At 61.6% G+C, this 23,708-nt stretch carries 21 protein-coding genes; 10 read left to right on the plus strand and 11 right to left on the minus strand.

Annotated features, from left to right (window positions below; translation table 11 throughout):
* The 7 genes from B5G03_RS10500 to B5G03_RS10530 form a co-directional block, all read right to left on the minus strand.
* Nucleotides 1-2,170, minus strand: a 2,170-nt coding sequence (locus tag B5G03_RS10500) for an InlB B-repeat-containing protein (protein ID WP_206423619.1), incomplete at its 3' end; no start/stop codon positions are given.
* 193 nt (nt 2,171-2,363) lie between these two features.
* Complete coding sequence (locus tag B5G03_RS10505) at nt 2,364-3,149, minus strand: peptidoglycan-binding domain-containing protein (protein ID WP_162613387.1); 786 nt, start codon at nt 3,147-3,149, stop codon at nt 2,364-2,366.
* 53 nt (nt 3,150-3,202) lie between these two features.
* Complete coding sequence (locus tag B5G03_RS10510; protein WP_087181660.1) at nt 3,203-3,832, minus strand: stage II sporulation protein R; 630 nt, start codon at nt 3,830-3,832, stop codon at nt 3,203-3,205.
* A 59-nt stretch (nt 3,833-3,891) separates the two neighbouring features.
* Complete coding sequence (ispE, locus tag B5G03_RS10515; protein WP_087181661.1) at nt 3,892-4,827, minus strand: 4-(cytidine 5'-diphospho)-2-C-methyl-D-erythritol kinase; 936 nt, start codon at nt 4,825-4,827, stop codon at nt 3,892-3,894.
* Between the two features lie 27 nt (nt 4,828-4,854).
* The gene (locus B5G03_RS10520; RefSeq protein WP_087181662.1) at nt 4,855-5,997 is read right to left on the minus strand and encodes a DUF362 domain-containing protein; all 1,143 of its coding nucleotides are present in this window, start codon (nt 5,995-5,997) and stop codon (nt 4,855-4,857) included.
* Nucleotides 5,990-7,177: a pyridoxal phosphate-dependent aminotransferase gene (locus B5G03_RS10525; RefSeq protein WP_087181663.1), complete on the minus strand. Its 1,188-nt coding sequence runs from the start codon at nt 7,175-7,177 to the stop codon at nt 5,990-5,992. The genes B5G03_RS10520 and B5G03_RS10525 overlap by 8 nt, the downstream gene beginning before the upstream one ends.
* Nucleotides 7,177-7,656: an Lrp/AsnC family transcriptional regulator gene (locus tag B5G03_RS10530; RefSeq protein ID WP_087181664.1), complete on the minus strand. Its 480-nt coding sequence runs from the start codon at nt 7,654-7,656 to the stop codon at nt 7,177-7,179. The genes B5G03_RS10525 and B5G03_RS10530 overlap by 1 nt, the downstream gene beginning before the upstream one ends.
* Before the next feature lie 312 nt (nt 7,657-7,968).
* Here B5G03_RS10530 and B5G03_RS10535 point away from each other — a divergent pair, with 312 nt between their 5' ends.
* Nucleotides 7,969-8,238 carry an ACT domain-containing protein gene (locus B5G03_RS10535; RefSeq protein WP_087181665.1) on the plus strand — a complete coding sequence of 90 codons (270 nt, stop codon included), beginning with the start codon at nt 7,969-7,971 and terminating at the stop codon, nt 8,236-8,238.
* A 22-nt stretch (nt 8,239-8,260) separates the two neighbouring features.
* Nucleotides 8,261-9,622, plus strand: coding sequence for a PFL family protein (locus B5G03_RS10540; protein WP_087181749.1), 1,362 nt, complete (start codon nt 8,261-8,263; stop codon nt 9,620-9,622).
* A 157-nt stretch (nt 9,623-9,779) separates the two neighbouring features.
* Here the strand turns inward: B5G03_RS10540 and B5G03_RS10545 are convergent, their stop codons facing one another.
* Both B5G03_RS10545 and B5G03_RS10550 read right to left on the minus strand, forming a co-directional pair.
* The gene (locus B5G03_RS10545) at nt 9,780-11,021 is read right to left on the minus strand and encodes a metal-dependent hydrolase family protein (RefSeq protein ID WP_087181666.1); all 1,242 of its coding nucleotides are present in this window, start codon (nt 11,019-11,021) and stop codon (nt 9,780-9,782) included.
* Nucleotides 11,022-11,097: 76 nt separating this feature from the next.
* Nucleotides 11,098-12,537 carry an APC family permease gene (locus B5G03_RS10550; protein WP_087181667.1) on the minus strand — a complete coding sequence of 480 codons (1,440 nt, stop codon included), beginning with the start codon at nt 12,535-12,537 and terminating at the stop codon, nt 11,098-11,100.
* A gap of 325 nt (nt 12,538-12,862) precedes the next feature.
* Between B5G03_RS10550 and B5G03_RS10555 the strand changes: the two genes are divergently transcribed.
* The 8 genes from B5G03_RS10555 to B5G03_RS10585 all read left to right on the plus strand — a co-directional run bounded on the left by B5G03_RS10555 (nt 12,863) and on the right by B5G03_RS10585 (nt 21,212).
* Nucleotides 12,863-13,591, plus strand: a complete 729-nt coding sequence (locus tag B5G03_RS10555; protein WP_162613388.1) for a LytR/AlgR family response regulator transcription factor — start codon at nt 12,863-12,865, stop codon at nt 13,589-13,591.
* Between the two features lie 207 nt (nt 13,592-13,798).
* A complete protein-coding gene (gene feoB, locus B5G03_RS10560) occupies nt 13,799-16,171 on the plus strand; it encodes a ferrous iron transport protein B (RefSeq protein ID WP_087181669.1) in 2,373 nt (790 codons plus the stop codon).
* A 58-nt stretch (nt 16,172-16,229) separates the two neighbouring features.
* Nucleotides 16,230-16,400 (plus strand): FeoB-associated Cys-rich membrane protein, encoded by a 171-nt coding sequence (locus tag B5G03_RS17085; protein ID WP_140401678.1) that lies wholly within the window; start codon nt 16,230-16,232, stop codon nt 16,398-16,400.
* A 435-nt stretch (nt 16,401-16,835) separates the two neighbouring features.
* Nucleotides 16,836-17,675, plus strand: a complete 840-nt coding sequence (locus B5G03_RS10565; RefSeq protein WP_087181670.1) for an ABC transporter substrate-binding protein — start codon at nt 16,836-16,838, stop codon at nt 17,673-17,675.
* 58 nt (nt 17,676-17,733) lie between these two features.
* A complete protein-coding gene (locus B5G03_RS10570) occupies nt 17,734-18,423 on the plus strand; it encodes an amino acid ABC transporter permease (RefSeq protein WP_087181671.1) in 690 nt (229 codons plus the stop codon).
* Nucleotides 18,410-19,132 carry an amino acid ABC transporter ATP-binding protein gene (locus B5G03_RS10575; RefSeq protein WP_087181672.1) on the plus strand — a complete coding sequence of 241 codons (723 nt, stop codon included), beginning with the start codon at nt 18,410-18,412 and terminating at the stop codon, nt 19,130-19,132. The genes B5G03_RS10570 and B5G03_RS10575 overlap by 14 nt, the downstream gene beginning before the upstream one ends.
* Before the next feature lie 76 nt (nt 19,133-19,208).
* Nucleotides 19,209-20,435, plus strand: coding sequence for an argininosuccinate synthase (locus B5G03_RS10580; RefSeq protein ID WP_087181673.1), 1,227 nt, complete (start codon nt 19,209-19,211; stop codon nt 20,433-20,435).
* 6 nt (nt 20,436-20,441) lie between these two features.
* Nucleotides 20,442-21,212, plus strand: coding sequence for a dimethylarginine dimethylaminohydrolase family protein (locus B5G03_RS10585; protein WP_087181674.1), 771 nt, complete (start codon nt 20,442-20,444; stop codon nt 21,210-21,212).
* A 102-nt stretch (nt 21,213-21,314) separates the two neighbouring features.
* Here the strand turns inward: B5G03_RS10585 and B5G03_RS10590 are convergent, their stop codons facing one another.
* The gene (locus tag B5G03_RS10590; protein WP_087181675.1) at nt 21,315-21,668 is read right to left on the minus strand and encodes a hypothetical protein; all 354 of its coding nucleotides are present in this window, start codon (nt 21,666-21,668) and stop codon (nt 21,315-21,317) included.
* A gap of 125 nt (nt 21,669-21,793) precedes the next feature.
* Nucleotides 21,794-23,707, minus strand: a complete 1,914-nt coding sequence (locus B5G03_RS10595; protein ID WP_087181676.1) for an aminotransferase class I/II-fold pyridoxal phosphate-dependent enzyme — start codon at nt 23,705-23,707, stop codon at nt 21,794-21,796.
* Between the last annotated feature and the right edge of the window lies 1 nt (nt 23,708).

Genomic DNA, 23,708 nt, shown 5'->3' on the forward strand with positions numbered 1-23,708 from the left:
GATTCGGGGTCTGGGTGGGCTTGGGTTCAGGCTTCACCTGCTCCATCTGCTCGGTGCCCTGCAGCACGATCTCCTGCGCTGCATCCGCATCCGCCGAGGACTCCACCTGCGCCTTCACAGCCTGCAGGATGCCGTCCAGCTGGGCCAGCGCCTCCTGCGAATAGTTGTTTTCCATCAGCGCACGGTAGCGGCTTTCCAGCTCAGCCACCGCATCCTTCTTTGTCTGGGCCAGCGCCTGGTGCCCGGCCAGACGGGTGGCGATGGCGGGCTGGATGCTGCTCTGGGCAGCCAGCTGCTCATACTTCTCCATCACCAGTGCCAAGCGGTCCGCCTTGTCGCTGGTCACCTGCTCCGGCTCCAGCGCATACAGGTCACTGGCGGCGTTCAGCCAGTCCATGGCGCGGGCGAAGTTCGTCAGCTCCGCGGCTTTTGGCTTGATCTGGGGATAGGCCAGACCGGCGGCTTCGTTTTTGCCTTCCTGGGTATTGAGACTGCTGTAATCCACCAGGGCCTCGGGCCAGGACATGTCCACCGCCTGCCAGGCGCTCTTCGCCGCGGCGGCGCTTTCCTCCGGGGCGGGCTGGGTGGCGGCCAGGGCAGTCTGCTTTTCGGAGCTGCCGGCAGCGGCTTCAATGGCCGTCTGGCCCTCCTGATAAGCGCTCTCGATGGCGTTCCAGTCCTCGCCGATGTACTCCCGCTTGTCGTAGTCGGCGTAGGCCTGATACAGCTCCAGCATGGTCTGGTCCATCCAGACGGCGTAAAGGGTCACGGTGGCGCCGTTTTCGGCAGTGAGGTTCTTCACGCTCTGGCCATCCTCGTATTCCACCGGACCGTCGGGACGGGTGCTCCAGCCTGCGAAGAGTTGGCCGTCTTTGGTGAACTGGCAGCTGGCCAGATTCACGGCGGTGTCATAAATGGCCGGGGTGGGCTGCATATCGCCCTGACCGCCCGCGGCCTCATACCGAATGTTGTAGGAATTGGCCTTCCACTGGGCATACAGGTCCGCCTTGTCGCCATCCATCTTTGCTCCGCCCAGATTGCTCACCTGCTGACCGTTTGCATAGGCGGTACTGCTGCCGTCCGGCCAGGTATTCCAGCCCGCGAAGTGGTAGCCGGTGCGGGTGAATCCGGCCTGGGGCAGCTGGAACTGCTGGCCGTATTCGCTGTTCAGCGGGTCCATGCTGCCCACGCCGCCGTTGGCGTAAAACCGCACGGTATAGCGGTTGGGCACCCGGCGGGCGTAAACGGTCTGGCCGTTGCCAGGGATGTATTTCTCCCGGATGGGCTGGGTGTACTGGCTGTCATAGAACCATTCCGACCGCTCAGAGCCCACGATGGGATCCTGCTCCAGAAAGTCCTCGGTGTCCACCTGCAGGCCGGGCACGTTGGGCAGGACCAGGGTACGCAGGTCGTTGTTGCGGCCCACGAAGCCGCTGTCCTCCAGCTTGGGGTTATGGCTCATGTCCAGAGTGGTGAGCTGGTTATAAGCCACATACAGCCCCTCCAGCACAGGCAGCTTCAGGGTGAGACTGGTCAGCTGGTTGGAACCGGCGTTCAGATTTTTCAGCTGAGTGAAATATTCGATGCCCTGCCAGCTGGCGATTCCCTGATTCTTCACGTTGATGGCGGTCACAGTCTGCAGCTCCTCCTGGGTGAGCACACCGTCCTGGCCGATGCCGTTCAGGTTCTCCGGGCGCAGGAGCCAGGCGCGGAAGGCAGCGTCGGGGAAATTCTCCTCGCTGATCTGCACGCCCTGCTGGGCGGATGCATCTGCCTGCACCTCCTGCTGAGCGGACACATCCACCTGCACGCTCTGCGGCTGCACCTCGGCAGCTTCTTCCTTTGCCCCTTCTTCCGCTTCGGGCTCGTCGGTGTTTTCCGGCTCGGCCATCTCGGGTGCGGCTTCCTTTTCCGCCTCTTCCGGCAGGGGCACGGCGGTTTCCTCAACATCGGTCATTTCCTCCGGTGCGGGCTCCTCGTCGGGGACAGTGTTGCCGACGGTCTCTTCTACGACCTCGTTCTCCACTGCAGCAGGCTCCGCGTCCTCGCTGATTACCGGCACGTTCTCTGCCAAAATCTCCTGCGCAAAAACAGAAACAGGCAGCGACGTCGCCAGCATTGCCAATGCGGCCAACAGGCTCAGACCTCTGTACCAAATATTCTTCTTCAAAGAATCAACCTCCTCTTCGCTTTTTCCAATCCACAGCAAGTAAATATTATTCAATCTTGAACAAATTACATCATCGTTTATTAACCTACGCAATAAAAAGGAAATAAAATCAGCGAAACAGCGAAAAAGCAGGGCTTTCCCCCGCATAAACTGGGAAAAGTCCTACTTTTTCATTCAGTATTTCCGTTGCCGGTCAGCTCAGCTGCTGGTTGAACACCTCGATCAGGCGGCTCCAGGTGGCGGTGCCCACCTTGCCATCCGCCGTCAGGCCCTGCTGGCCCTGGAAGGCCACCACCGACTTTTTGGTGCCGGAACCGAAGTTGCCGTCCACCCTCAGCTGGGGAACCCCGGAAATGCCGTTCAGGTAGCTCTGCAAAAAGCGTACCCAGTCGCCGCGGCTGCCCTGCTTCATCACATAGCCCGCATACCGGGTGACCACCTTGGGCGGATTTTCGGCCCGGACGGCCTCATACACCTTGGCCAGCCCGGCGAAGCTGTTTTTGCCCAGCAGCGCGTCGGCGGTCAGGCCGAACTGAGGCTGGAACCGGCGCAGCGCTGCCGAGGTACCGCTGCCGAACACACCGTCCGTGGAGATGGTCTGGATGCCGGTGTACACCTTGCTCAGAGCGAGCAGCTTCTGCTGCATGCTCTTCACCGCCGCACCCCGCGCGCCGGGAGCCGCCACAATGCCCGGGTAGATCTCGCCCGCGCCGTAGATGCCCGCGTACTGGGTGTACAGGGCGTTCCAGGTGCTCTGTCCGGTCTTTCCGTCCACCGTGAGCCCGGCCATGGTCTGGAACTGCTTCACCGCCTGCACCGTTGCTCCGCCGTACCGGCCGTCCACCGTGACGCTCTGGATCTGAGGCCATTGCTTGCGGATGCCGTTCAGCCAGGTCTGTACCTGGGCCGAGTCCGGCCCCTTGCTTCCGTTTTGCAGCACCGTTCCGAAGTACGGGGGCACTGCTGTGATTGTTGCCATATCTGCATCCCTCCTTGCGCTATTGTATGCGCCAAAGTTCCGGGATGTTCCTCTCAATTTTCGTGCAGCCATTCCTCCAGCCGCTCCACCGCCTCCAGCGCGGCGAAGCGCACTTCATAGCCCTGGCTGTTTTCCAGAATCTCCTGCTGGGCCGCTTGGGGATATTCGGCGGGCTGGGCGGCGGAAAGACAGAGCGCCGGATAAAGCACACAGAACCAGTTGCGGCCCGCGTGTGCCCCCAGCTCCACCCGCAGCGCGTCGTACCGGCCGGCGGGCAGGGTGAAGTCCTCGTAGGCAGTAGTGGGAAAATACATGTTGGTCACATGGACCCGCACCGCCTGGTCGCTCCCCTGCTCATGTACCACTCGCTCGGCCGCCTGCTGGAAGTCATCCAGGTGGGTCTTGGCCGTTTTCAGAGCGGCTTGCTGGTCCGGCAGACCGGCGAAGAGGGTCTGGGCGGTCTTCAGTACCTCATCCCGCACCATCAGCTTGAGGGCCTGGTCCTCCTCACTGTTGGAATTGGCCTGCACATGCAGGCGCAGGGTATCCTGCCGCAGAGAGGTGCAGGCCGCCGAGAAGGGGCCCAGCCAGCCACTCACGGCGATTGCCAGCACCAACCCGGCAGCCAGGGCCGCATGGGCCACCCAATTTGACTTGTTCTCTTTAAGTACACACAAAAACATAAAACGCACGTCCTTTCCTTGGCAGCTTCTGCCAATAGAATGGACGTGCGTTCGTTTTTTTATTCCGCCGGATTGGATTTTTGCTCGGAATTCTTCCCGCCTCTGTTCCGGGCCGGGGCGAGGCGGCGGCTGTTGACCACACGGGCGCCCCAGCGGTCCGGCTGGGCCAGATAGACTTGGCTATAATCCCGGCGCAGGGCGGCGGCGGCCTGCTTTGCAGCGGCTTCGTTGTCAAACACGCCGAACACTGCCGCACCGCTGCCGGTCATCAGGCTGGCCAGCGCGCCGTTTTCGTTCAGCAGCCGCTTGATGGCCGGGGTCTCCTTGGCTCCGCTGCATTCCTCCAGCGCGTTGCCGCTGGCGGCGCACAGAGCATTCAGGTCCCCCGCCTTCACCGCTGCCTCGGCGGCGGCGGAATCCGGGTGGACACTGCTGCCCACCTCATCGTAACGGGCGAAGGCCTCGGGGGTGCTCACGCCCACGCTGGGCATAACCACCACAAACCAGCAGTCCGGGCAGGGAGGCAGGGGCTTGAGGATGTCACCGATGCCCTGCACCCGGCAGGTGCCGCCCAGAATCGCAAAGGGCACGTCCGCACCGATGGTGGCGCCGATGGCGCACAGCTCGGTGATGGACAGCTTTGCCCCGTACAGCTCGTTCATGCCCACCAGCACGGCGGCGGCATCGGCGCTGCCGCCCGCCATGCCCGCCCGCACCGGGGTGGCCTTGTGAACCTCGATCTCCACACCGGCCAGCAGACCGGTATAGTGGAAGAAGGCCAGCGCCGCCTTGTAGGCGGTGTTCTTTTCGTTGGCCGGGATGCGGCTGCCGGGCAGGCGCAGGATCAGATCCCGGCTTTTGCGCAGCACCACCCGCTCGTGCAGGGTGATGGTCTGCATGATCATATCCAGCGCGTGGTAGCCGCCGGGCAAAAGGCCGGTCACGTCCAGCGTCAGGTTCAGCTTGGCCGGGGCCAGCACGGTTACCTGTTTCATGGCTCACACCTCGTTACAAAAATTCGATTACAGTTTTTTCAGCAAAAAGGACCGCCGGGTGTCGATGGCCTTCACCGGGCACATCTCGTGGCAGCAGAAGCACCGGATGCATTTGGCCGGATGGATGTGCGCCTTGCCCTCCACCGTAATGGTGTGCTGGGGGCAGATCTCGGCGCACTTGCCACAGCCGATGCACCGGCGTTTGTTGATCACCGGGCGGGGGGCCAGCAGCCGTTCCACCGCGGGCACCGCCCAGCGCACCGCCCGGGGGGCCTTGTCGGCAAAGTCCACGCTGCCCCAGCTGGAGGGCAGCCGGTAACCGGGAATGGAGCGGCACAGCTCCCCTTCCCCCTTGGCGCAGGCCAGGTCGAACCGCTCCGGGCACAGGCCCCGGCCGATGGCCGCGTTCAAGTAGGGCACGTCCTTGGGGCGAATATTCAGCATATGGCAGAGGGCAAGGTCCATCTGCAGATGATTCTCCGCCGCTGCCACAAGGCCCACCATACGGGGCGTGCCGCCCGCCGGGCCGTCGCCCTCCTGGGCCAGGATGCCGTCCAGCACTGCGAAGCCGGGCTTCACGCAGCCCAACAAATCAATGAGCATCTCGCCGAAGCGCTCCTTATCCGGGAAGCGCATGTGCCACTCGGCCTTCTGCAGGCCGGGAATACAGCCGAACAGATTCTTGGTGGCGGCGGAAAGGCCGGTCATCATGTGGGTCTTGAGCTTGGGCAGGTTGATGAGCACGTCGCAGTCCAGCACCGGCTCGATCAGGGTGAAGGCACGGACCAGTCTGCCGCCGGATGCCTTTTCCCGGCTCTTGCAGTCGGTGTAAAGCACCGCTCCCTCCTCCCGGCACACGTCAGCCAGGCCGCTCACTTTATAGATGCTCCGCAGGATGGCCGGGTTGTAGACCCCTCCGGGGGAATCCGCCACGGTAATGCTGGCAGCGCCCCGGCGGCGCACCGCCCGGATCACCGCCCGCACCAGGACCGGGTGGGTGGTCACCGCCCGTTCCGGCGCGTGCTTGGCCAGAAGATTCGGCTTCAACAGTACCTTCTTGCCCGCCAGGGTATCGGCGATGGGCAGCTGGCTCAGCAGACGCTCCACCGCGGCGTCCATTGTTTGCTGGTCATAGCTTGCCGCGGCGGCAAAATACACGTTGTTATCCATTCACACCCTCGTCCCGCAGCTGCTGCAAAAAGGCCTCGATCCGGTCCAGCGCCTGCTTCAGATGGCTCACGGAATAGGCGTAGCTGATGCGCACGAAACCCTCGCCGCAGTCGCCGAAGGCGGTGCCGGGCACCACCGCCACCCGCTTGGCATAGAGCAGCTTTTCGCAGAATTCATCGCTGGAAAGCCCGGTGGACTGGATGCTGGGGAACACATAGAAGGCGCCCTTCGGCTCAAAGCAGGAAAGGCCCATCTCGTTCAGGCGGCTGACCAAAAAGCGGCGGCGCATGTCGTATTCCTGGCGCATGCGCTCGATCTCGTCGTCACATTCCCGCATGGCCACCACCGCTGCGTACTGACTGGTGGTGGGCGCGCACATGATGCAGTTCTGGTGCAGCTTGGTCATCACGGCGATCACCTCGCGGGGACCGCAGGCAAAGCCCATGCGCCAGCCGGTCATGGCGAAGGCCTTGGAGAAGCCGTTCACCACCACGGTGCGCTCGGCCATGCCGGGCAGACTGGCGATGCTCACATGAGGATGGTCGCAGTAGTTCAGCTCGGCGTAGATCTCGTCCGACAGGACCATAATGTTGGTATCCCGCAGCACCTCGGCAATGGCTTCCAGGTCCTCCCGCTCCATCACCGCGCCGGTGGGGTTGCAGGGGAAGGGCATGATGAGCAGCTTGGTCTTGGGGGTGATGGCTGCTTTCAGCTCGGCTGCGGTGAGCCGGAACTGGTTTTCCGCCTTCAGAGGCACCGGCACCGGCACGCCGCCGGTGAGGGTGGTGATGGGCTGGTAGCACACAAAACAGGGCTCGGGGATGATGACCTCGTCGCCCGGGGCCACCAGACTGCGGATGCACATGTCGATGGCTTCGCTGCCGCCCACCGTGACCAGGATCTGGCCCAGCGGGTCGTAGGAAAGGCCGAACCGCCGGTCCATATAGGCGGCGATCTCCTGCCGCAGCTCCTTCATACCGGCGTTGGCGGTGTAGCTGGTCTTGCCCTTCTGCAGGCTTTTGATGCCCGCGTCACGGATGCGCCAGGGGGTCTTGAAGTCCGGCTCGCCCACGCCCAGGCTGATGCAGTCGTCCATTTCGGCGGCGATGTCGAAAAATTTACGGATGCCCGAGGGCCGCATTTCGGCGGCCGCCGGGGCAATCAAACGGCTGTAATCCATCACAGCGTAGCCCACTCCCTTTCGTCCGGCTCTTCCTCGGCGTACATCACGCCATCCTTTTTATAGGTGCGCAGCACAAAATGGGTGGCGGTGGACAGCACGTCGTCCATGGGAGAAAGGCGCTTGGCCACGAAGAGGGCGATCTCCTGGAAGCTGTGGCCCGCGATCACCAGCTGCAGATCGTAGCCGCCGCTCATGAGCAGCACGCTCTGCACCTCGTCAAACTGGCTGATGGCCATGGCGATCTCGTCAAAGCCGTGGCTCTTCTTGGGGCGCACCCGCAGCTCGATCACGGCCTGCACCTTGTCGGTGCTCACCTTTTCCCAGTCCACCATGGCCCGGTAACCACGGATCACGCCTTTCTTGGCGTAATCGTCCATCTGGGCGGCCACTTCCTCGGGGCTGATGCTCAGCATGGCGGCCAGTTCTTCCACGCTCAGGCGGGCGTTTTCCTCCAACAATTTCAGCAAACGTTCCATACAGTGGGTCACTTCTTTCTTTGTTGATTGGCCCCTCTGGGGCAAATTCGGCAATTTACCTTGGGCAATACTGCATAATTCCAGGTGGTGGAGCGCACCGGAAAATTTTGGTGCGATACGCCGCCTGAGCCCTTGGGCGTGAATTGTGCGGTGTTGCCCTTATTATAAAAAAAAATACTCTTAAAGTAAACCACGGGGCTGCAAAATCTGCTATAATGGCAATAACGTCTTGCAGCCGCCAGCGGCTGCAAACCGCCGCAAATCGGGCACCGCGCTGTGCGCCGTGCCGCCGCTGAGGGAGGATTTTGGTTTATGAAAGCTGTTATCACCGTTGTCGGAAAGGACACCGTGGGCGTAATCGCCAAGGTCAGCGCCGTGTGCGCCGAACTGAACATCAACGTGGAGGACGTGACCCAGAGCATCATGCAGGATATGTTCTGCATGATCATGCTGGTGAACCTGAGCAAATGCGCTCAGGATATGGAGACGGTCCGCTCCCGTTTTGCCGCTGTAGCCGACGAGATGGGCATGGAGCTGCACATCACCCGCGAAGAAGTCTTCGACGCGATGCATCACATTTGAGAAGGGGGCCGTTCCATTGAGCATGATCAACACCAGCGACATCCTGGAGACCATCGGGATGATCACCTCGGAAAATCTGGACGTGCGCACCGTGACCATGGGCATCAGCCTGCTGGACTGCGCCGACCCGGACCCCAAAAAGGCCTGCGAGAAGATCTATAACAAGATCACCGAAAAAGCCGCCCGCCTGGTGCCGGTGGTGGAGAAGATCTCCACCGATTACGGCATCCCCATCATCAACAAGCGCATCAGCGTGACCCCCATCGCCATGCTGCTGGCCAGCGCCCCCACCGCCGACCCGGTGGACTACGCCAAGGCCCTGGACCGTGCGGCCAAGGCTGTGGGCGTGAACTTCATCGGCGGCTTCGGCGCGCTGGTACACAAGGGCTTTTCCGCCGGAGATGAGCGGCTGATCGCCTCCATTCCCCAGGCGCTGGCTGAGACCGACATCGTGTGCAGCAGCGTGAACATCGGCTCTACCAAGACCGGCATCAACATGGACGCGGTGAAGCTGATGGGCGGCGTGGTGCGCAAGGCCGCCGAGGTCACCGCCGACAACCAGTGCATGGGCGCCGCCAAGCTGGTGGTATTCTGCAACGCCCCCGAGGACAACCCCTTTATGGCTGGCGCGTTCCACGGCGTGGGCGAGCCGGACTGCGTGGTACACGTGGGCGTTTCCGGCCCCGGCGCGGTGCGCGCGGCCCTGGCAAAGCTGCCCAAGGACGCACCGCTGGACGAGGTGGCTGAGCTGGTAAAGCGCACTGCCTTCAAGATCACCCGCATGGGCCAGCTGGTGGGCAATCTGGCCGCCAAGGAGTTGGGCGTACCCTTCGGCATCGTGGACCTGTCGCTGGCTCCCACCCCGGCCATCGGCGACAGCGTGGCCAACATTCTGGAAGAGATGGGTCTGGAGAGCTGCGGCTGCTGCGGCACCACCGCCGCCCTGGCCCTGCTGAACGACGCGGTGAAGAAGGGCGGCGTGATGGCCTCCAACCATGTGGGCGGCCTGTCCGGTGCTTTCATCCCCGTGAGTGAGGACGACGGCATGATCCAGGCGGCCCGCTGCGGCAGCCTGTGCCTGGAGAAACTGGAAGCCATGACCGCCGTGTGCAGCGTGGGCATCGATATGGTGGTGCTGCCCGGCGACACTTCCGCCGAGGTGATCAGCGCTCTGATCGCCGACGAAGCAGCCATCGGCATGGTAAACACCAAGACCACCGCCGTGCGCGTGATCCCCGCCATCGGCCGCAAAGCCGGCGAGGAGCTGGACTTCGGCGGTCTGTTGGGTTATGCGCCCATCATGCCCATCAGCACCTACAGCCCCAGCGTGTTCATCAACCGGGGCGGCCGCATCCCCGCTCCCCTGCAGGCGCTGAAAAACTGAGGTTTCCCCCTCATCTTTATGCAGACAAAACAAAAAAGAGGCCTTCCGCCGGAAGGCCTCTTTTTTTATGTTCTCTTACATTATATAAGAACAGGAAAGCCCCCGGCCCGGGGAGAGGTTCGGGCCAGGGGCAGTTTGTTATGGAGGCAGCGAAGGATCAGCCCTTAACGAAGGCGCCTTCCTTCATGATGACCTTCATGTTGTCCACGGCGATGGCGCGGATGTTCTCCAGGGGGTTGCCCTCGATGACCAGCAGGTCGGCGCACTTACCGGCTTCCAGAGTACCGGTCACGTCGTCCACCTTCAGCATCTCGGCGCCCACCTTGGTGGCGGCCACGATGGTATCCATCTCGGAGATACCGGCGCACTCCACGAAGGAGTACATCTCGCCGATGGCGGTAGTGCCATAGGGAGTCAGGCTGCTGCAGAAGGAGTCGGAACCGATGGTCAGGCCGATGCCCTTGGCCTTGGCCTTGCGCAGGTTGGCGTAGATGCGGTTCAGCTCCTTCTCAACAACGGTCTCACCGGGCTGAGAGTCGTGCATCTCGGGGATGTACACGGGGGGATAGGTCTTGAACCACTCGTGCAGGAACTGGATGGTGGGGCAGAAGTAGATGCCCTTCTCGGCCATGATGTCCAGGCACTCGTCGTTCAGAGCCTGGCCGTGGATGATCAGATGCACGCCGGCCTTGGCGGAATCCAGAGCGCCGCCGAAGCCCTCGGCATGGCTCCATACGGGAATGCCAACCATGTTGCACTCGTCCACAACGGCCTTGATCTCTTCAAAGGTGTAGTGCTGATCGGTCTTCTTGTCCCAGCGCCAGATGCCGCCGCCGGTGGACCAGATCTTGATGGCGTCAGGGCTCTGACGCAGACGGCGGCGAACTGCCTTGCGCAGCTCCCAGGGACCGTCTACACGCTCAGCCCAGGGATGGCTCTCGTCGTTGTACCAGCTGGGCAGCTTGTGGCTGTCGCCGTGGCCGCAGGTGCGGGCGAAGCCCAGGCCGGTGCCCACCACGCGGGGGCCGGTCATAACGCCGCGCTCGATCATGTCGCGGATCTGCAGGCCGCTGCGGCTGATCTCACCAACGGTGGTCAGGCCGTGCTCCAGGCACTCGTGAGCCTGCTGAACAGCAACCACGGTCTTCTGGATGGGATCTTCCAGTACCCAATCGGTGTCGTCATCGGTCAGGTTGCCGGAGAAGTGCAGATGGGTGTCGATCAGGCCGGGCATGATGGTCTTGCCGGTGATGTCGTGGGTCTCGTAGTCGGGGCCGTACTCCTTCTTGGGACCGGCGTAAACGATCTTCTTGTCTTCTACCAGGACCAGAGAGTCCTTGACCGGCTCGGCGCCGGTGCCGTCGATCAGCAGACCGCCAACGAATGCTACCTTACTCATAATGAAACAAACCTCCTGTTTCTTTGTTTGTGTATGTACCGAAGCGTATTTTGGGCGCTTATAGGTTCTTTTTCGATTACTTTTTGCTCTTGGAGCCCTTGGTGACCGCCATCAGGATCAGACCGATGACCAGCCAGCCCAGAACGATGCCCCATTCCACGCCGTTCAGAGCGGCGGGGCTGAAGGGTACCACCATCAGCAGGATCACGATGGAACCGGCGGCAATGGCGGCGGCGATGCCCAGCTTGCCGCCGGGGACCTTATAGGGACGGGGCAGATCGGGCTCGGTGTAGCGCATGCGCAGGCAGGCCAGGCTTACCATGGTGCAGCTGAAGATGAAGGCCAGCGCGGAAACGTTGGTCAGGCTCAGCAGCATGTTCTTGCCCAGGAAGGGGCCGACCACGGTGATGACCGCCAGGATGGTGCAGGCCATCTTGGGGCAGCCGGACTTTTGATCCAGCACGGCGAAGGGTTCGGGCAGCTGGCCCTTGCGGCCCATGGCCAGCATGATGCGGCTGGTTGCACCGAAGAAGGAGTTCATGGGACCCATGGGTCCGAGGGTGGCGATAACGAGCATCACCACATAGAAGATCATGCTGATGTCCTTCAGGCAGGCCAGAGCGGGCACGTCCTTGGTGATGAACTCGGTCCAGGGAACGATGGTGCCGAAGGAGTAGATGCAGATGATGTAGAAACCGCCAGCGGCCAGCAGGGCCAGGCTGATGATCTTGCCGAATTTGTTCCAGTCCAGACCCTCGGCGGCCTCCTCAGCCTGCTGGGGAATGGTGTCGAAACCGGCGTAGAAGAACGGGGTCATAACCAGAACGGACACGATACCGGCGAACATGTTGGTACCGGCGGTCTGGGTGGTGCTGCTCTGCACCTGCTGGAAGGAGGGCAGGATGTTGGCGGGACCGCCCTTGAAGAAGGAGATGCCCATGGCCAGCAGCATACCGGCCAGCAGAGCCTTGGTCAGGAAGGCCTGCAGCTTGGCGGCGCTGGAAGCGCCCTTGAAGTTCAGCCAGATCACGTAGAAGGCGAAGCCCAGCGCGATGATGGTGGGGAACAGATAAACGTCCGCGCCCAGGATGCTGTACAGCTTTACCGAACGCAGGATCGGGAACAGATCGCCGAACATCTGGCTTACCAGAGTGGAGATGGCGATGGCTTCCCAGGGGCACAGGATGCCGTTGCCCAGAACCAGGAACCAGCCGGTGATGTAGCTCAGGGTGTGGCCGAAGGTGCGGTCCACATATTCCACGATGCCGCCGGAGATGGGAATGGCGGCGGTGAGCTCACCGAACACCGCGCCGATGGGCACCAGGAACAGTGCGCCGATGCCGAAGGCGATCATTGCAGCGATGGGGCCGCCGCCGGTGACCATCCAGTCGCCAACCTGCAGCACCCAGCCGGTGCCGATGATGGCGCCGAAGCCGATGGTGAAGAAGTTCCACAGCGACAGTGTCTTTTTCATTCCGCCCTGATCGGGCGCCGCTGTTTGGGGAGAATTTGCCATGAAAAGTTCCTCCTTGTTCAGGGCGTTTGGGTATGCCTGCCCCTTGGCCAAAGGCGGCTTTTTGCCCTGTTTTTTCTTCTCTCTCTCCCGCCCGAAAGAACCCCTTCCGGCGGGCACGGCAACACTATACCAATTTTTTCTCAATGTGTGTACAGCTGGCGCACAATCTGCATTTTTATCGTCAAAATCAGCAAAACCAGTTGATTTTATTGACAAAAGCCCATATAATATATACAAAATAAACAAATTTGAGGCGTTTTTTCCTACATCAAATCCCGGGTTTTTTCCCGTTTCGCGCCTAAAAACAGGAGGTTTTTCTGGTTATATGATCCGTTACATCGCACTGTGCGGCCGCGACCGGCAGGAAAATTCCCAGCTCCTTCACAGCCTTACTCCGCTGAACAAACGGGTGGGTCTGGAATTCGTCTTTTTCGACTCCAGCCGCACACTTCTGGACGAATATGTCCGGGGCCGCCGGTTCGATCTGATCCTGCTGGATGTGGGCGAGGATGGGTCCGGGCTTTCGGCGGCGATCCAGCTGCACCAGCTGCACCCGGCCATGAGCCTGATTTTGCTGGCGAGCAGCGAGCGGTGGGCCATTCCCGGTTACCGCACCCGGGCCTGCGGCTATCTGGTGCGGCCCTTCTCCGGCGCAGCTTTGCAGGAGGAGGTCTGGCTGGCGCTGACCCACTGCGAGACCCCGGATTTTTATTACAGCTTCTCCAGCGAGGAGGGCACCGTGCAGATCAAGCACAGCGAGATCTATTATTTTGAATCGGATGTACGGCGCATCACCCTGGTGGGCGAAAGCGCCAGCTACCAGTTCAGCGGCCAGATCAGCCAGATCGCCCAGCAGATGGAGCCCTTCGGCTTTGCCCGCACCCACAAAAGCTATGTGGTGAATCTGCTGCACGTGGAAAACCTGTTCCGGGATGTGCTCACCCTGGCCAACGGCAGCCAGGTTCCCTGCAGCCGGATGCACCACCAGGAGGTGGCCCGCCGCATCCGGGACCGCCAGCCCTCCACCGAGCTGTGGGCTCCGCCCCGCTGCTGATTTCGGCGTTTATTGCTTTTGCCCCGGCGCTGCCGGGGCCTTTCTTTTTGCCCAAAACGCCCCTGTTCCGGCTCTGTGACCCCTCATATTGACATTTGAATCCGCAGGTGCTACACTGATGCAGCGTATAGGCATTATAATAAAGTATGATCTTATATAAAAAGGCGGGGCTTGCGGCCTCGTTTTTCCAAAAGAGGGGTTTACGCAATGACACTTGATCAACTGCCGATTGGCAAAACCGCCACCATCACGGCGGTGAACGGCTCCGGCGCACTGCGCCGCCATTTTCTGGATATGGGCCTTACCCCCCGCACCCAGGTAACGCTGCGCAAGGTCGCTCCCATGGGCGACCCCATTGAGCTGGAGCTGCGGGGCTACGAGCTGACCCTGCGCCTGGAGGACGCGAAGAGCATCGCCATCGGGGGCGTGCACACCCGCACCCCCGAGGAGGTGGAGGCCGAGCATCATCACCAGCACGACCTGCGCGCCGTGGAGCCCATCGCCCACCCGGGCCTGGGCGAGTCTGCCGCCAAGCGGGGCCGCACCGCGAACGCCCTGCCCGCGGGCACGCCCATCACCTTTGCGTTGGCGGGCAACCAGAACTGCGGCAAGACCACCCTGTTCAACCAGCTCACCGGCTCCAACCAGCACGTGGGCAACTTCCCCGGCGTGACCGTGGACCGCAAGGACGGCCAGATCCGCAAGCACCCGGAGGCCACTGTGGTGGACCTGCCGGGCATCTATTCCCTGTCGCCCTATTCCAATGAGGAGATCGTGACCCGGGATTTCCTCATCAACGAGCGGCCCCAGGGCATTATCAACATTGTGGATGCCACCAACATCGAGCGCAACCTGTATCTGACCATGCAGCTGATCGAGCTGGGCATCCCCATGGTGCTGGCTCTGAACATGATGGACGAGATGCGGGCCAACGGCAACACCGTGCTGGTGAACCAGCTGGAGGAAGAGCTGGGCATCCCGGTGGTGCCCATCAGCGCCGCCAAGAACGAGGGCATCGACGAGCTGATCCAGCACGCCATGCAGGTGGCCCTGAACCAGGAAAAGCCCGCCCGTGTAGACTTCTGCGCCGGGGCCATGCACCGGTGCATCCACGCCATCTGCCATCTGATCGAGGACCACGCCCAGCGGGCCCGGGTTCCCCTGCGCTTCGCCGCCACCAAGCTGGTGGAGGGCGACGGCCCCATGCTGGAGCGGCTGCATCTTTCCGACAATGAGAAGGATCTTCTGGAGCACGCCATCACCGAGATGGAAGCCGACCTTTCCACCGACCGGGAGGCTGCCCTGGCGGATATGCGCTACGCCTTCATCGGCGTGCTGTGCGAGCATACCGTGATCAAGAAGGGCGAGAGCCGGGAGCACGCCCGTAGCGTGAAGATCGACAGCCTGCTCACTCACCGTTTCCTGGCGATTCCCATCTTTCTGGGCATCATGGGCCTGGTGTTCTGGCTCACCTTCGGCCTGATCGGCCAGGGGCTGAGCGACCTGCTGGGCATGGGACTGGACGCGCTCACCGCCCTGGTGGACACCGCCCTGACCAATTACGGCATCAACCCGGTGGTGCAGAGCCTGGTGATCGACGGCATCTTCGCCGGTGTGGGCAGCGTGCTCACCTTCCTGCCCATCATCGTGGTGCTGTTCTTCTTCCTCTCCATTCTGGAGGACTCCGGCTACATGGCCCGCGTGGCCTTTGTGATGGACAAGCTGCTGCGCAAGATCGGCCTTTCCGGCCGCAGCTTTGTGCCCATGCTCATCGGCTTCGGCTGCAGCGTGCCCGCCATCATGGCCACCCGCACTTTGTCCAGTGAGCGGGACCGGAAGATGACCATCCTGCTCACCCCCTTCATGAGCTGCTCGGCCAAGCTGCCCATCTACGCCATGTTCACCGCCGCCTTCTTCCCCAAATATCAGGCGCTGGTGATGATCGGCCTGTACCTGACCGGCATTCTGGTGGGCATCCTGTTCGGTCTGCTGCTCAAGGGCACCGCCTTCAAGGGCGAGCCCGTTCCCTTCGTGATGGAGCTGCCCAACTACCGCCTGCCCAGCGCCGCCAGCGTGCTGCGGCTGATGTGGGAAAAGGCCAAGGACTTTTTGACCAAGGCCTTCACCGTGATCTTTGTAGCCTCCATCATCATCTGGTTTTTGCAGACCTTCGACGCCCGGCTGAATGTGGTGACCGATTCCTCCGCCAGCCTGCTGGCCATGCTGGGCGGTCTGATCGCTCCTCTGTTCGCGCCCCTGGGCTTCGGCGACTGGCGGGTATCCACCGCGCTCATCACCGGCTTCACCGCCAAGGAAGCGGTGGTCTCCACCCTGGCGGTGCTCACCGGCTCCAGCCTGAACACCCTGCCCCAGGCGCTGGGCGGCCTGTTCACCCCCTTCACCGCCTTCGTGTTCCTGATCTTCACCCTGCTCTACACCCCCTGTGTGGCAGCCATCGCCGCCGTGAAGCGGGAGATGGGCGGCGTCAAGGGCGCGCTCACCGTGGTGGTGGCCCAGTGCGGCATCGCCTGGCTGGTCGCCTTCGCGGTGCGCTGCGTTGGAATGCTGTTCGGACTGTAAGCTGATTCCATTTTACCGGCCGGGCGTTTTGCCCGGCTCTGATCCGGAGGTTTTACTCATGAATCTGCCCACCATTCTGGTGCTTTTGATCGTCGTGGTCTGCTTTGTGGCCGCTCTGGTGTTCATCTGCAAAAACGGCGGCTTCGGCGGCGAGTGCAGCGGGGATTGCTCCAGCTGCGCCGCCCGCTGCGAAGCGGCCAAGCAGAACAAGGAAGACGGCAAGAAATAACCTTTTCATCCCTTCGACCCAAAAGGCGGTCGGGAGCTGATGCTCCCGACCGCCTTTTTCTTTGCCCTGCTGCCGCCCGCCGCATAAATTCAGGCTCATATTCATGCATATTTTTCAAATATATATTCAAATAGGACTTTCCTCAGCTTATTTTTCACTTTTACTTATACAGAAAGCCTTCATTTTAGATTCATCTTTAATTAATAAATTCCCACAAAATAAGAATAAATATGCCGTAAATCCCGTTATTTTTTAGACTATATGCATTTTATTCATCAAATCGCACATCGTTTTCCTCTTTTGCCGCGCTGCTTTGTCAAAGTATACAGTCTTATAAAAATTCATTGACATTGTATATTTATTCAGCTATAATGAGTCCATCGCAACCAGAACAGCGGCTTTGAGGGGGCCGCTTCATCAAGGAGGAAACACAGTATGAAAAAGTTGATCGCATTCGCATTGGCATCCATTCTTACCCTGGGCCTGACCGCCTGCGGCGGCGCTTCGTCCACCGCTTCTTCCGCGACGGAAAGCACCGGTTCTTCCACCAGCACCGACGGCGCAACGCCCACCCTGGACGCCATCAAGGAGAAGGGCACCTTCACCCTGATGACCGCCACCGGCTTCCCGCCCTTTGAGTATCTGGGCGCGGATGGTCAGCCTGCCGGTGTGGACATCGAGGTGGGCAAGCTGGTGGCCGATGAGCTGGGCGTGGACTACGAGGTTCTGGACATGGACTTCGGCCTGCTGATCGAGGCACTGAAGAGCGGCAAGGGCGACATGATCGGCGCGGGCATGACCGTAACCGACGAACGTGCCCAGCAGGTGGACTTCACCGTTACCTACGCCACCGCCGGTCAGGTGTTGCTGCTGCCCGCTGACAGCACCATCACCAGCGCCGAGGAGCTGAAGGACGGCGACTACACCGTGACCGTGCAGGCCAACACCACCGGCGACATCTATGTACAGCAGACTCTGGGCATCTCTTCTCCCCTGCAGTTCAAGAACGCGGTGGAATGTGCCGCTGCCCTGGCCGCAGGCAAGGCTGACGCCGCTGTGATCGACAGCGTGGCCGCCAACACCATCGTGAAGAACTACGAGGGCGAGCTGAAGGTTCTGGACGAGATGGTCACCGAAGAGAACTACGCGCTGGCCATCGCCAAGGGCCAGGAGGATCTGGTGGAGTTCGTGAACCAGGTCATCGAGAAGAACATTGAAAACGGCACCATCGACAAGCTGCTGGAAGAGCACACCGCTCTTTCCAGCGAGGGCTGATAAACCCGGAGCGGCGGGGCCCCAAGCCGGGCCCCGCGTTCCACAGTGAGGTTTTAGTATGGAAAAGCTTTTGAACGACCTTTACATGGCCGTTATCTATCAAAACCGGTGGCAGGTGTATCTGGAGGGCCTGGGCAACACCCTGCTCATCACCGCCTGCGCTCTGCTCATCGGCATCCTGATCGGCCTTGTGGTGGCGCTGGTGCGCATCACCTGCGCACCCCGGAAAAACTTCCTGCAAAAGCTGGGCGGCTGGGTGTGCGGGCTGTATACCACCGTGATCCGCGGCACGCCCGTGATCGTGCAGCTGCTGATCCTTTACACCGTGATCCTGGCCAGCAGCGAGGGCATCATCGTCTGCATCGTGGGCTTCGGCATCAACTCCGGCGCCTACCTGGCCGAGGTGGCCCGAAGCGGCATCGCCTCGGTGGACCCGGGCCAGATGGAGGCCGGGCGAAGCCTGGGCCTTGGCTACGGGGTGACCATGCGCAAGATCGTGCTGCCCCAGGCCGTGAAGAACATTCTTCCCGCCCTGTTCAACGAGTTCATCGCTCTGTTAAAGGAAACCAGCGTTGCCGGTTACATCGCGGTGCGCGACCTGACCAAAGCCTCGGACGGCATCCGCGGCATCACCTTCAACAGCGTTCCGCTGTATCTGGCGGCCATCATTTACCTGGTGTTCGTCATCGGCATCACCCAGATTCAAAAGCAGGTGGAAAGGAGGCTGGCGCAAAGTGATCGCGGTTAACAACCTGACCAAAGACTTCGGCGGAGTTCAGGTGCTCAAGGGCATCACCGAGACCATCTCCCCCGGCGAAAAAATCGCCATCATCGGACCTTCCGGCTCGGGCAAATCCACCTTTCTGCGCTGTCTGAATCTGCTGGAGACCCCCACAAGCGGGCAGATCTTCTTCAAGGGGCAGGACATCACCGCCCCCGGCACCGACATCAACCAGGTGCGCCAGCACATGGGCATGGTGTTCCAGCACTTCAACCTCTTCCCCCACCTGACCGTGCGGGAAAACATCACCCTGGCGCCGGTGCAGCTGAAGCTGCAAACCAAGGACGAGGCCAACGCCAAGGCCGAGGAGCTTTTGAAGCGCATCGGATTATACGACAAGATCGACACCTACCCCAGCAAGCTTTCCGGCGGCCAGAAGCAGCGCATCGCCATTGTGCGGGCGCTGGCCATGGACCCGGAGGTGCTGCTCTTCGACGAACCCACCAGCGCACTGGACCCGGAAATGGTGGGCGAGGTTCTGGGTGTGATGAAGGACCTGGCCGACCAGGGCATGACCATGGTGATCGTGACCCACGAGATGGGCTTTGCCCGTGAGGTGGCCACCCGGGTCCTCTTTATGGACGGCGGCCAGGTGCTGGAGCAAAACCCGCCTGCCGAATTTTTTGAACACCCCAAAAACGAGCGTCTTTGTTCGTTCCTGTCCAAGGTGCTTTGAATTTCATACAAGCAAAATCAAACAAAATCAAAAACAACCGGCCCCGCTGCGGGTTGTCTGAAAGGAAGTCATTCTCATGAAAACTCAGTACAACAAGGTTCTGCTGGCCTACTCCGGCGGTCTGGACACCTCCATCATCATTCCCTGGCTGAAGGAAAACTACGGCTGCGAGGTCATCGCCGCCTCCGCTGACGTGGGCCAGGGCACCGAGCTGGACGGCCTGGAGGAAAAGGCCATCAAGACCGGCGCTTCCAAGCTGTATGTGCTGGACCTGACCGACGAGTTCATCGACGACTACGTCTTCCCCACCCTGCAGGCCGGGGCCAAGTACGAGGGCACCTATCTGCTGGGCACCAGCTTCGCCCGCCCGCCCATCGCCAAGCACCTGGTGGAGATCGCCGAGAAGGAAGGCTGCGACGCCATCTGCCACGGCTGCACCGGCAAGGGCAACGACCAGGTCCGCTTTGAGCTGAGCATCAAGGCCTTTGCGCCCGACATGCCCATCATCGCCCCCTGGAGAGAATGGGACATCAAGAGCCGCGAGGAGGAAATCGACTACGCCGAGACCCACAATGTACCCCTGAAGATCAGCCGGGAGACCAACTACTCCAAGGACAAAAACCTCTGGCACCTGAGCCACGAGGGTCTGGATCTGGAGGACCCCAGCCTGGAGCCCCAGTACCAGAAGCCCGGCTTCCTGGAGCTGGGCGTGAGCCCGGAGCAGGCCCCGGACACCCCCACCTATGTGACCATCCATTTTGAGAAGGGCATTCCCACCGCGGTGGACGGCGTGACCATGAAGGGCAGCGACATCGTGCGCACCCTGAACAAGCTGGGCGGCGAAAACGGCATCGGCATCATCGACATCGTGGAGAACCGTCTGGTGGGCATGAAGAGCCGCGGCGTATACGAGACCCCCGGCGGCGAGATCCTCTACTTCGCCCACGCGCAGCTGGAGATGCTCTGCCTGGACAAGGCAACCTCCCACTACAAGGCTCTGGTGGCTCAGAAGTTCGCCGACATCGTGTACGACGGCCAGTGGTACACCCCGCTGCGCGAGGCCCTGAGCGCCTTTGTCACCGAGACCCAGAAGACCGTGACCGGCGATGTGAAGCTGAAGCTCTACAAGGGCAACATCATCCCCGCGGGCACCACCTCCCCCTACAGCCTGTACAGCGAGGAGCTGGCCACCTTCGGCGAGGACGGCATCTACGACCAGAAGGATTCCGCCGGATTCATCAACCTGTTCGGCCTGCCCGTCACCGTGCAGGCAAAGTGCAAAAAGAACTGGCCCAAGGAGTGAGAAGCAATGTTTCAGCATGTGATCGTAAAGACTCCCTGCAAAGCCATGGTGAACGGCATTACCGATCACCCCGAGCTGGGGACCCCCGACTATGAAAAGGCTCTGGCCCAGCACGCAGCCTACATCGAGGCGCTGAAGCAGTGCGGTGTGGACGTGACCGTGCTGCCGCCGGATGAAGCCTATCCGGACAGCTGTTTCGTGGAGGACCCGGCCATTGTGACCAAATACTGCGCCATCGTAACCAACCCGGGCGCAGACACCCGCAAGGGCGAGACCGCTGCCATCGAGCCGGTGCTGGAAAAGTTCTACCCCAAGGAGAAGATCTTCCACATCACCGACCCGGGCACCCTGGAGGGCGGCGACGTGATGATGTGCGGCGACACCTTCTATGTGGGCCGCTCCGCCCGCACCAACGAGGCGGGCATCCAGCAGCTGACCGAAATTCTGGGCCAGTTCGGATGTCAGGTGGTGGAGGTTCCCCTCACCGAGGTGCTCCACCTGAAAACCGGTGTGGTCTACCTGGAAAACAACAACATGCTCACCGCCGGTGAGTTCTGCCAAAAGCCCGCCTTTGCCAGCTACAACAAGGTGACCATTCCCGCCGAGGAGGCTTACGCGGCCAACTGCATCTGGGTAAACGGCACCGTGCTGGTTCCCGAAGGCTACCCCACCGTGCTGAAGGCGGTGCAGGAGCTGGGCTACCAGACCATCGTGTGCGACACCTCGGAATACCGCAAGATCGACGGCGGCCTGAGCTGCCTGTCCCTCCGTTTTTAAACCAGAAGAAGCGCCCCGGGTATCTGAATACCCGGGGCGCTTTCTGTTATCATCCTGCAAAAAGGGAACGCAGCCTTCGCCGCGCTCCCTTTGCGTTTGTATTCAATCGTTCTGCGCCTTGTGTACGATCCACACCTCGTGGGCCGCAACCGTGGTTTCCAGATCGTCCACCTTTTTCTCCAGGCGGTCCAGCCGCTCGTTGGCCTGCACCACGCCGTCCGCCACCTGGCGGATCATGGGCATAATCTGGCTTTCCGCCACCACGTTCATGTGGTTCTTCATCCGCTCCTCGCTGGCAGTGACAGCCTCATTGATTTTTTGCGTCATCCGCTCTTCGCTGGCGGCGATGGCTGCATGGATGGAATCTTCCATATAGCCTTTCATCCGCTCCTCGCTGGCAGCGATGGCTGTGTTGATCAAACCCGCAAGGGCCTGCATGTCTTCCTGGGTCAGCATGGTGCGCTCCTTTCCGCCGGGGGCTGCTTTCTTCACTCATCTGTTGCATTGCTCAGTATAGCATAGCTGCCCCGGGGGAATCAATGCGTTTTTTGCCCAAAACAAGCTGGAAGTTTTTTCCCGGTTTACGGTGCGGGCACCGTCTCCGGCTGCCGGGTACAGATCTGCCGCAGCTTTTCCACCAGGCGCTCGTTGTCCGCCCGGGTGCCCACCGCCAGGCGGCACCAGCTGCTGTCCAGCCCGTGGAAGGTGGCGCAGCTGCGCACCATCAGGCCCGCGGCCGTCAGGGTATCCGCAAAGCCCTCCGGGCCCTGCACCAGCACAAAGTTCACCCGGCTGTCCAGCACCGTCAGGCCCAGCTGCCGCAGCTGTTCGGTCAGCCAGGGACGCTCGGTCTCCAGCAGAGCGCGGGTCTTTTCCAGATGCTCCGGCTGGCGCAGCGCCGCCAGCGCCGCAGCCTGGGCCGGGCCGCTCACTCCGAATCGGGGACCGGCGGCGGCCATCTGCCACACCAGCTCCTCATGGGACGAGATGGCGTAGCCCACCCGCAGGCCGGGCATGCCCCAGGCCTTGGAGAAGCTGTCCACCACCACAAGACCCGGACAGTACACCGCATCCTGCTTGAGGGAGTGCTCCTGCCCGTCCCGGGCAAGCTCGATAAAGCTCTCGTCCACCACGCACAGCACATCCCGCTCAGCGCACAGCTTCACCAGATTCATCAGACTGCTGCGGGGCAAAAGCGCCCCGGTGGGGTTACCCGGATTGCACAGCACCAACATCTGCGCGCCTTCCAGGGCCTGCTCCACCGCGCCGGCCGCGGGCACAAATTCCTGCTCAGGGCCGGCCATTAGGTGCACCAGCTCGCAGCCGGTCTTCTCCAGCGCACGGCCGTATTCCTCGTAGGCGGGCTCCAGGATCACCGCCTTCTTCGGCTGCACCGCCCGGGCCAGCCGCCAGATCACCTCGTCTGCGCCCGAGGCCACGAACACACTCTTGGTCAGCACCTCATACCGGTCCGCCAGGGCTGCCCTTAGCGCGGTGCAGTCCGGGTCCGGGTATGTATCGGCGGCGGTCAGGGCGGCGGCAGCGGCCTGGGCGGCCGCCGGGGGCATACCCAGCGGGTTGCTGCTGCCGGAGGCATCCAGCGTGCGCGTTGCCAGCGGCGGCATGGCCGGGGCCTCGATGCCCAGAAAGTCCAGCAGCGCCCCGGCCTGGGCCATGGTCTCATCGAAGCCCTGCTGGTACAGCGCCCGCAGCTTGTTCACGTCCTTCTCGGTGCGGGTCACGGTGACCGGCGTCTGGGGCCGGATCACAAAGGCCTTGCCTTCCTGCTCCAGCGCCTCGATCCGGCGCACCCGGCGGTTGTAGTCCTCCGCCTGATGCAGGCAGGCCTCCATCAGCTGGGGGTGATTTTTGTAGCGGCGGCGGTACATCTGGTCGATGGCCGGGCCCTGGCCCTTTTTGCGGAAGCCCTTCTGCCGGGTGAGCACCACCACCAGCTTGCCCGACGGGAAGGGCAGCTCCTCCGGCAGAGGAATGCAGCTGGCGATGCCGCCGTCCAGGCAGACGTCCTCACCCACCTTTATCATGCTGCACAACAGCGGCATGCTGCAGCTGGCCCGGCAGGCGTTGAAGAACTCCTCGCCCATCTCTTTATCGTGGTAGAAGATGGCCTTGCCGGTGCGGCAGTCAGTGGCCACCGCCCACATGCTCTGGTCCGAATGGAAAAAGGTCTCGTAATCGAAGGGCACCAGCTCATGGCTGAGCTGCCCGAACAAGAAATCAAAGTTGAAGTAGCTGAAGGTCTTCAGCAGGTGGGACGGCCCCATGTAGCGGGGGTCGTTCACGTAATTCAGGTTGATGTCCCGGCTGCGGCCCGGCTGGCGGGACAGATAGCTCAGCGCGTTCAGCGAGCCCGCGCTCACGCCCACCACATTGGGGATGCGCACCCCAAGCTCCATCAGCGCGTCCAGCACACCCGAGGTGTATACACCCCGCAGCGCGCCGCCCTCCAAAATCAATGTATCGGTCTGGTTCATG

Source organism: Gemmiger sp. An50, assembly GCF_002161595.1.
GTDB lineage: Bacteria > Bacillota > Clostridia > Oscillospirales > Ruminococcaceae > Allofournierella.

What these genes read in the sequence shown, in the direction of transcription:
- B5G03_RS10580 (WP_087181673.1), top strand. Translation starts at nt 19,209, where the DNA reads ATGAAAACTCAGTACAACAAGGTTCTGCTGGCCTACTCCGGCGGTCTG.
- B5G03_RS10510 (WP_087181660.1), bottom strand. Translation starts at nt 3,832, where the DNA reads ATGTTTTTGTGTGTACTTAAAGAGAACAAGTCAAATTGGGTGGCCCAT.
- B5G03_RS10590 (WP_087181675.1), bottom strand. Translation starts at nt 21,668, where the DNA reads ATGCTGACCCAGGAAGACATGCAGGCCCTTGCGGGTTTGATCAACACA.
- feoB (WP_087181669.1), top strand. Translation starts at nt 13,799, where the DNA reads ATGACACTTGATCAACTGCCGATTGGCAAAACCGCCACCATCACGGCG.
- B5G03_RS10565 (WP_087181670.1), top strand. Translation starts at nt 16,836, where the DNA reads ATGAAAAAGTTGATCGCATTCGCATTGGCATCCATTCTTACCCTGGGC.
- B5G03_RS17085 (WP_140401678.1), top strand. Translation starts at nt 16,230, where the DNA reads ATGAATCTGCCCACCATTCTGGTGCTTTTGATCGTCGTGGTCTGCTTT.
- B5G03_RS10520 (WP_087181662.1), bottom strand. Translation starts at nt 5,997, where the DNA reads ATGGATAACAACGTGTATTTTGCCGCCGCGGCAAGCTATGACCAGCAA.
- B5G03_RS10505 (WP_162613387.1), bottom strand. Translation starts at nt 3,149, where the DNA reads ATGGCAACAATCACAGCAGTGCCCCCGTACTTCGGAACGGTGCTGCAA.
- B5G03_RS10555 (WP_162613388.1), top strand. Translation starts at nt 12,863, where the DNA reads ATGATCCGTTACATCGCACTGTGCGGCCGCGACCGGCAGGAAAATTCC.
- ispE (WP_087181661.1), bottom strand. Translation starts at nt 4,827, where the DNA reads ATGAAACAGGTAACCGTGCTGGCCCCGGCCAAGCTGAACCTGACGCTG.
- B5G03_RS10585 (WP_087181674.1), top strand. Translation starts at nt 20,442, where the DNA reads ATGTTTCAGCATGTGATCGTAAAGACTCCCTGCAAAGCCATGGTGAAC.
- B5G03_RS10525 (WP_087181663.1), bottom strand. Translation starts at nt 7,177, where the DNA reads ATGGATTACAGCCGTTTGATTGCCCCGGCGGCCGCCGAAATGCGGCCC.
- B5G03_RS10570 (WP_087181671.1), top strand. Translation starts at nt 17,734, where the DNA reads ATGGAAAAGCTTTTGAACGACCTTTACATGGCCGTTATCTATCAAAAC.
- B5G03_RS10540 (WP_087181749.1), top strand. Translation starts at nt 8,261, where the DNA reads ATGATCAACACCAGCGACATCCTGGAGACCATCGGGATGATCACCTCG.
- B5G03_RS10545 (WP_087181666.1), bottom strand. Translation starts at nt 11,021, where the DNA reads ATGAGTAAGGTAGCATTCGTTGGCGGTCTGCTGATCGACGGCACCGGC.
- B5G03_RS10550 (WP_087181667.1), bottom strand. Translation starts at nt 12,537, where the DNA reads ATGGCAAATTCTCCCCAAACAGCGGCGCCCGATCAGGGCGGAATGAAA.
- B5G03_RS10535 (WP_087181665.1), top strand. Translation starts at nt 7,969, where the DNA reads ATGAAAGCTGTTATCACCGTTGTCGGAAAGGACACCGTGGGCGTAATC.
- B5G03_RS10595 (WP_087181676.1), bottom strand. Translation starts at nt 23,707, where the DNA reads ATGAACCAGACCGATACATTGATTTTGGAGGGCGGCGCGCTGCGGGGT.
- B5G03_RS10530 (WP_087181664.1), bottom strand. Translation starts at nt 7,656, where the DNA reads ATGGAACGTTTGCTGAAATTGTTGGAGGAAAACGCCCGCCTGAGCGTG.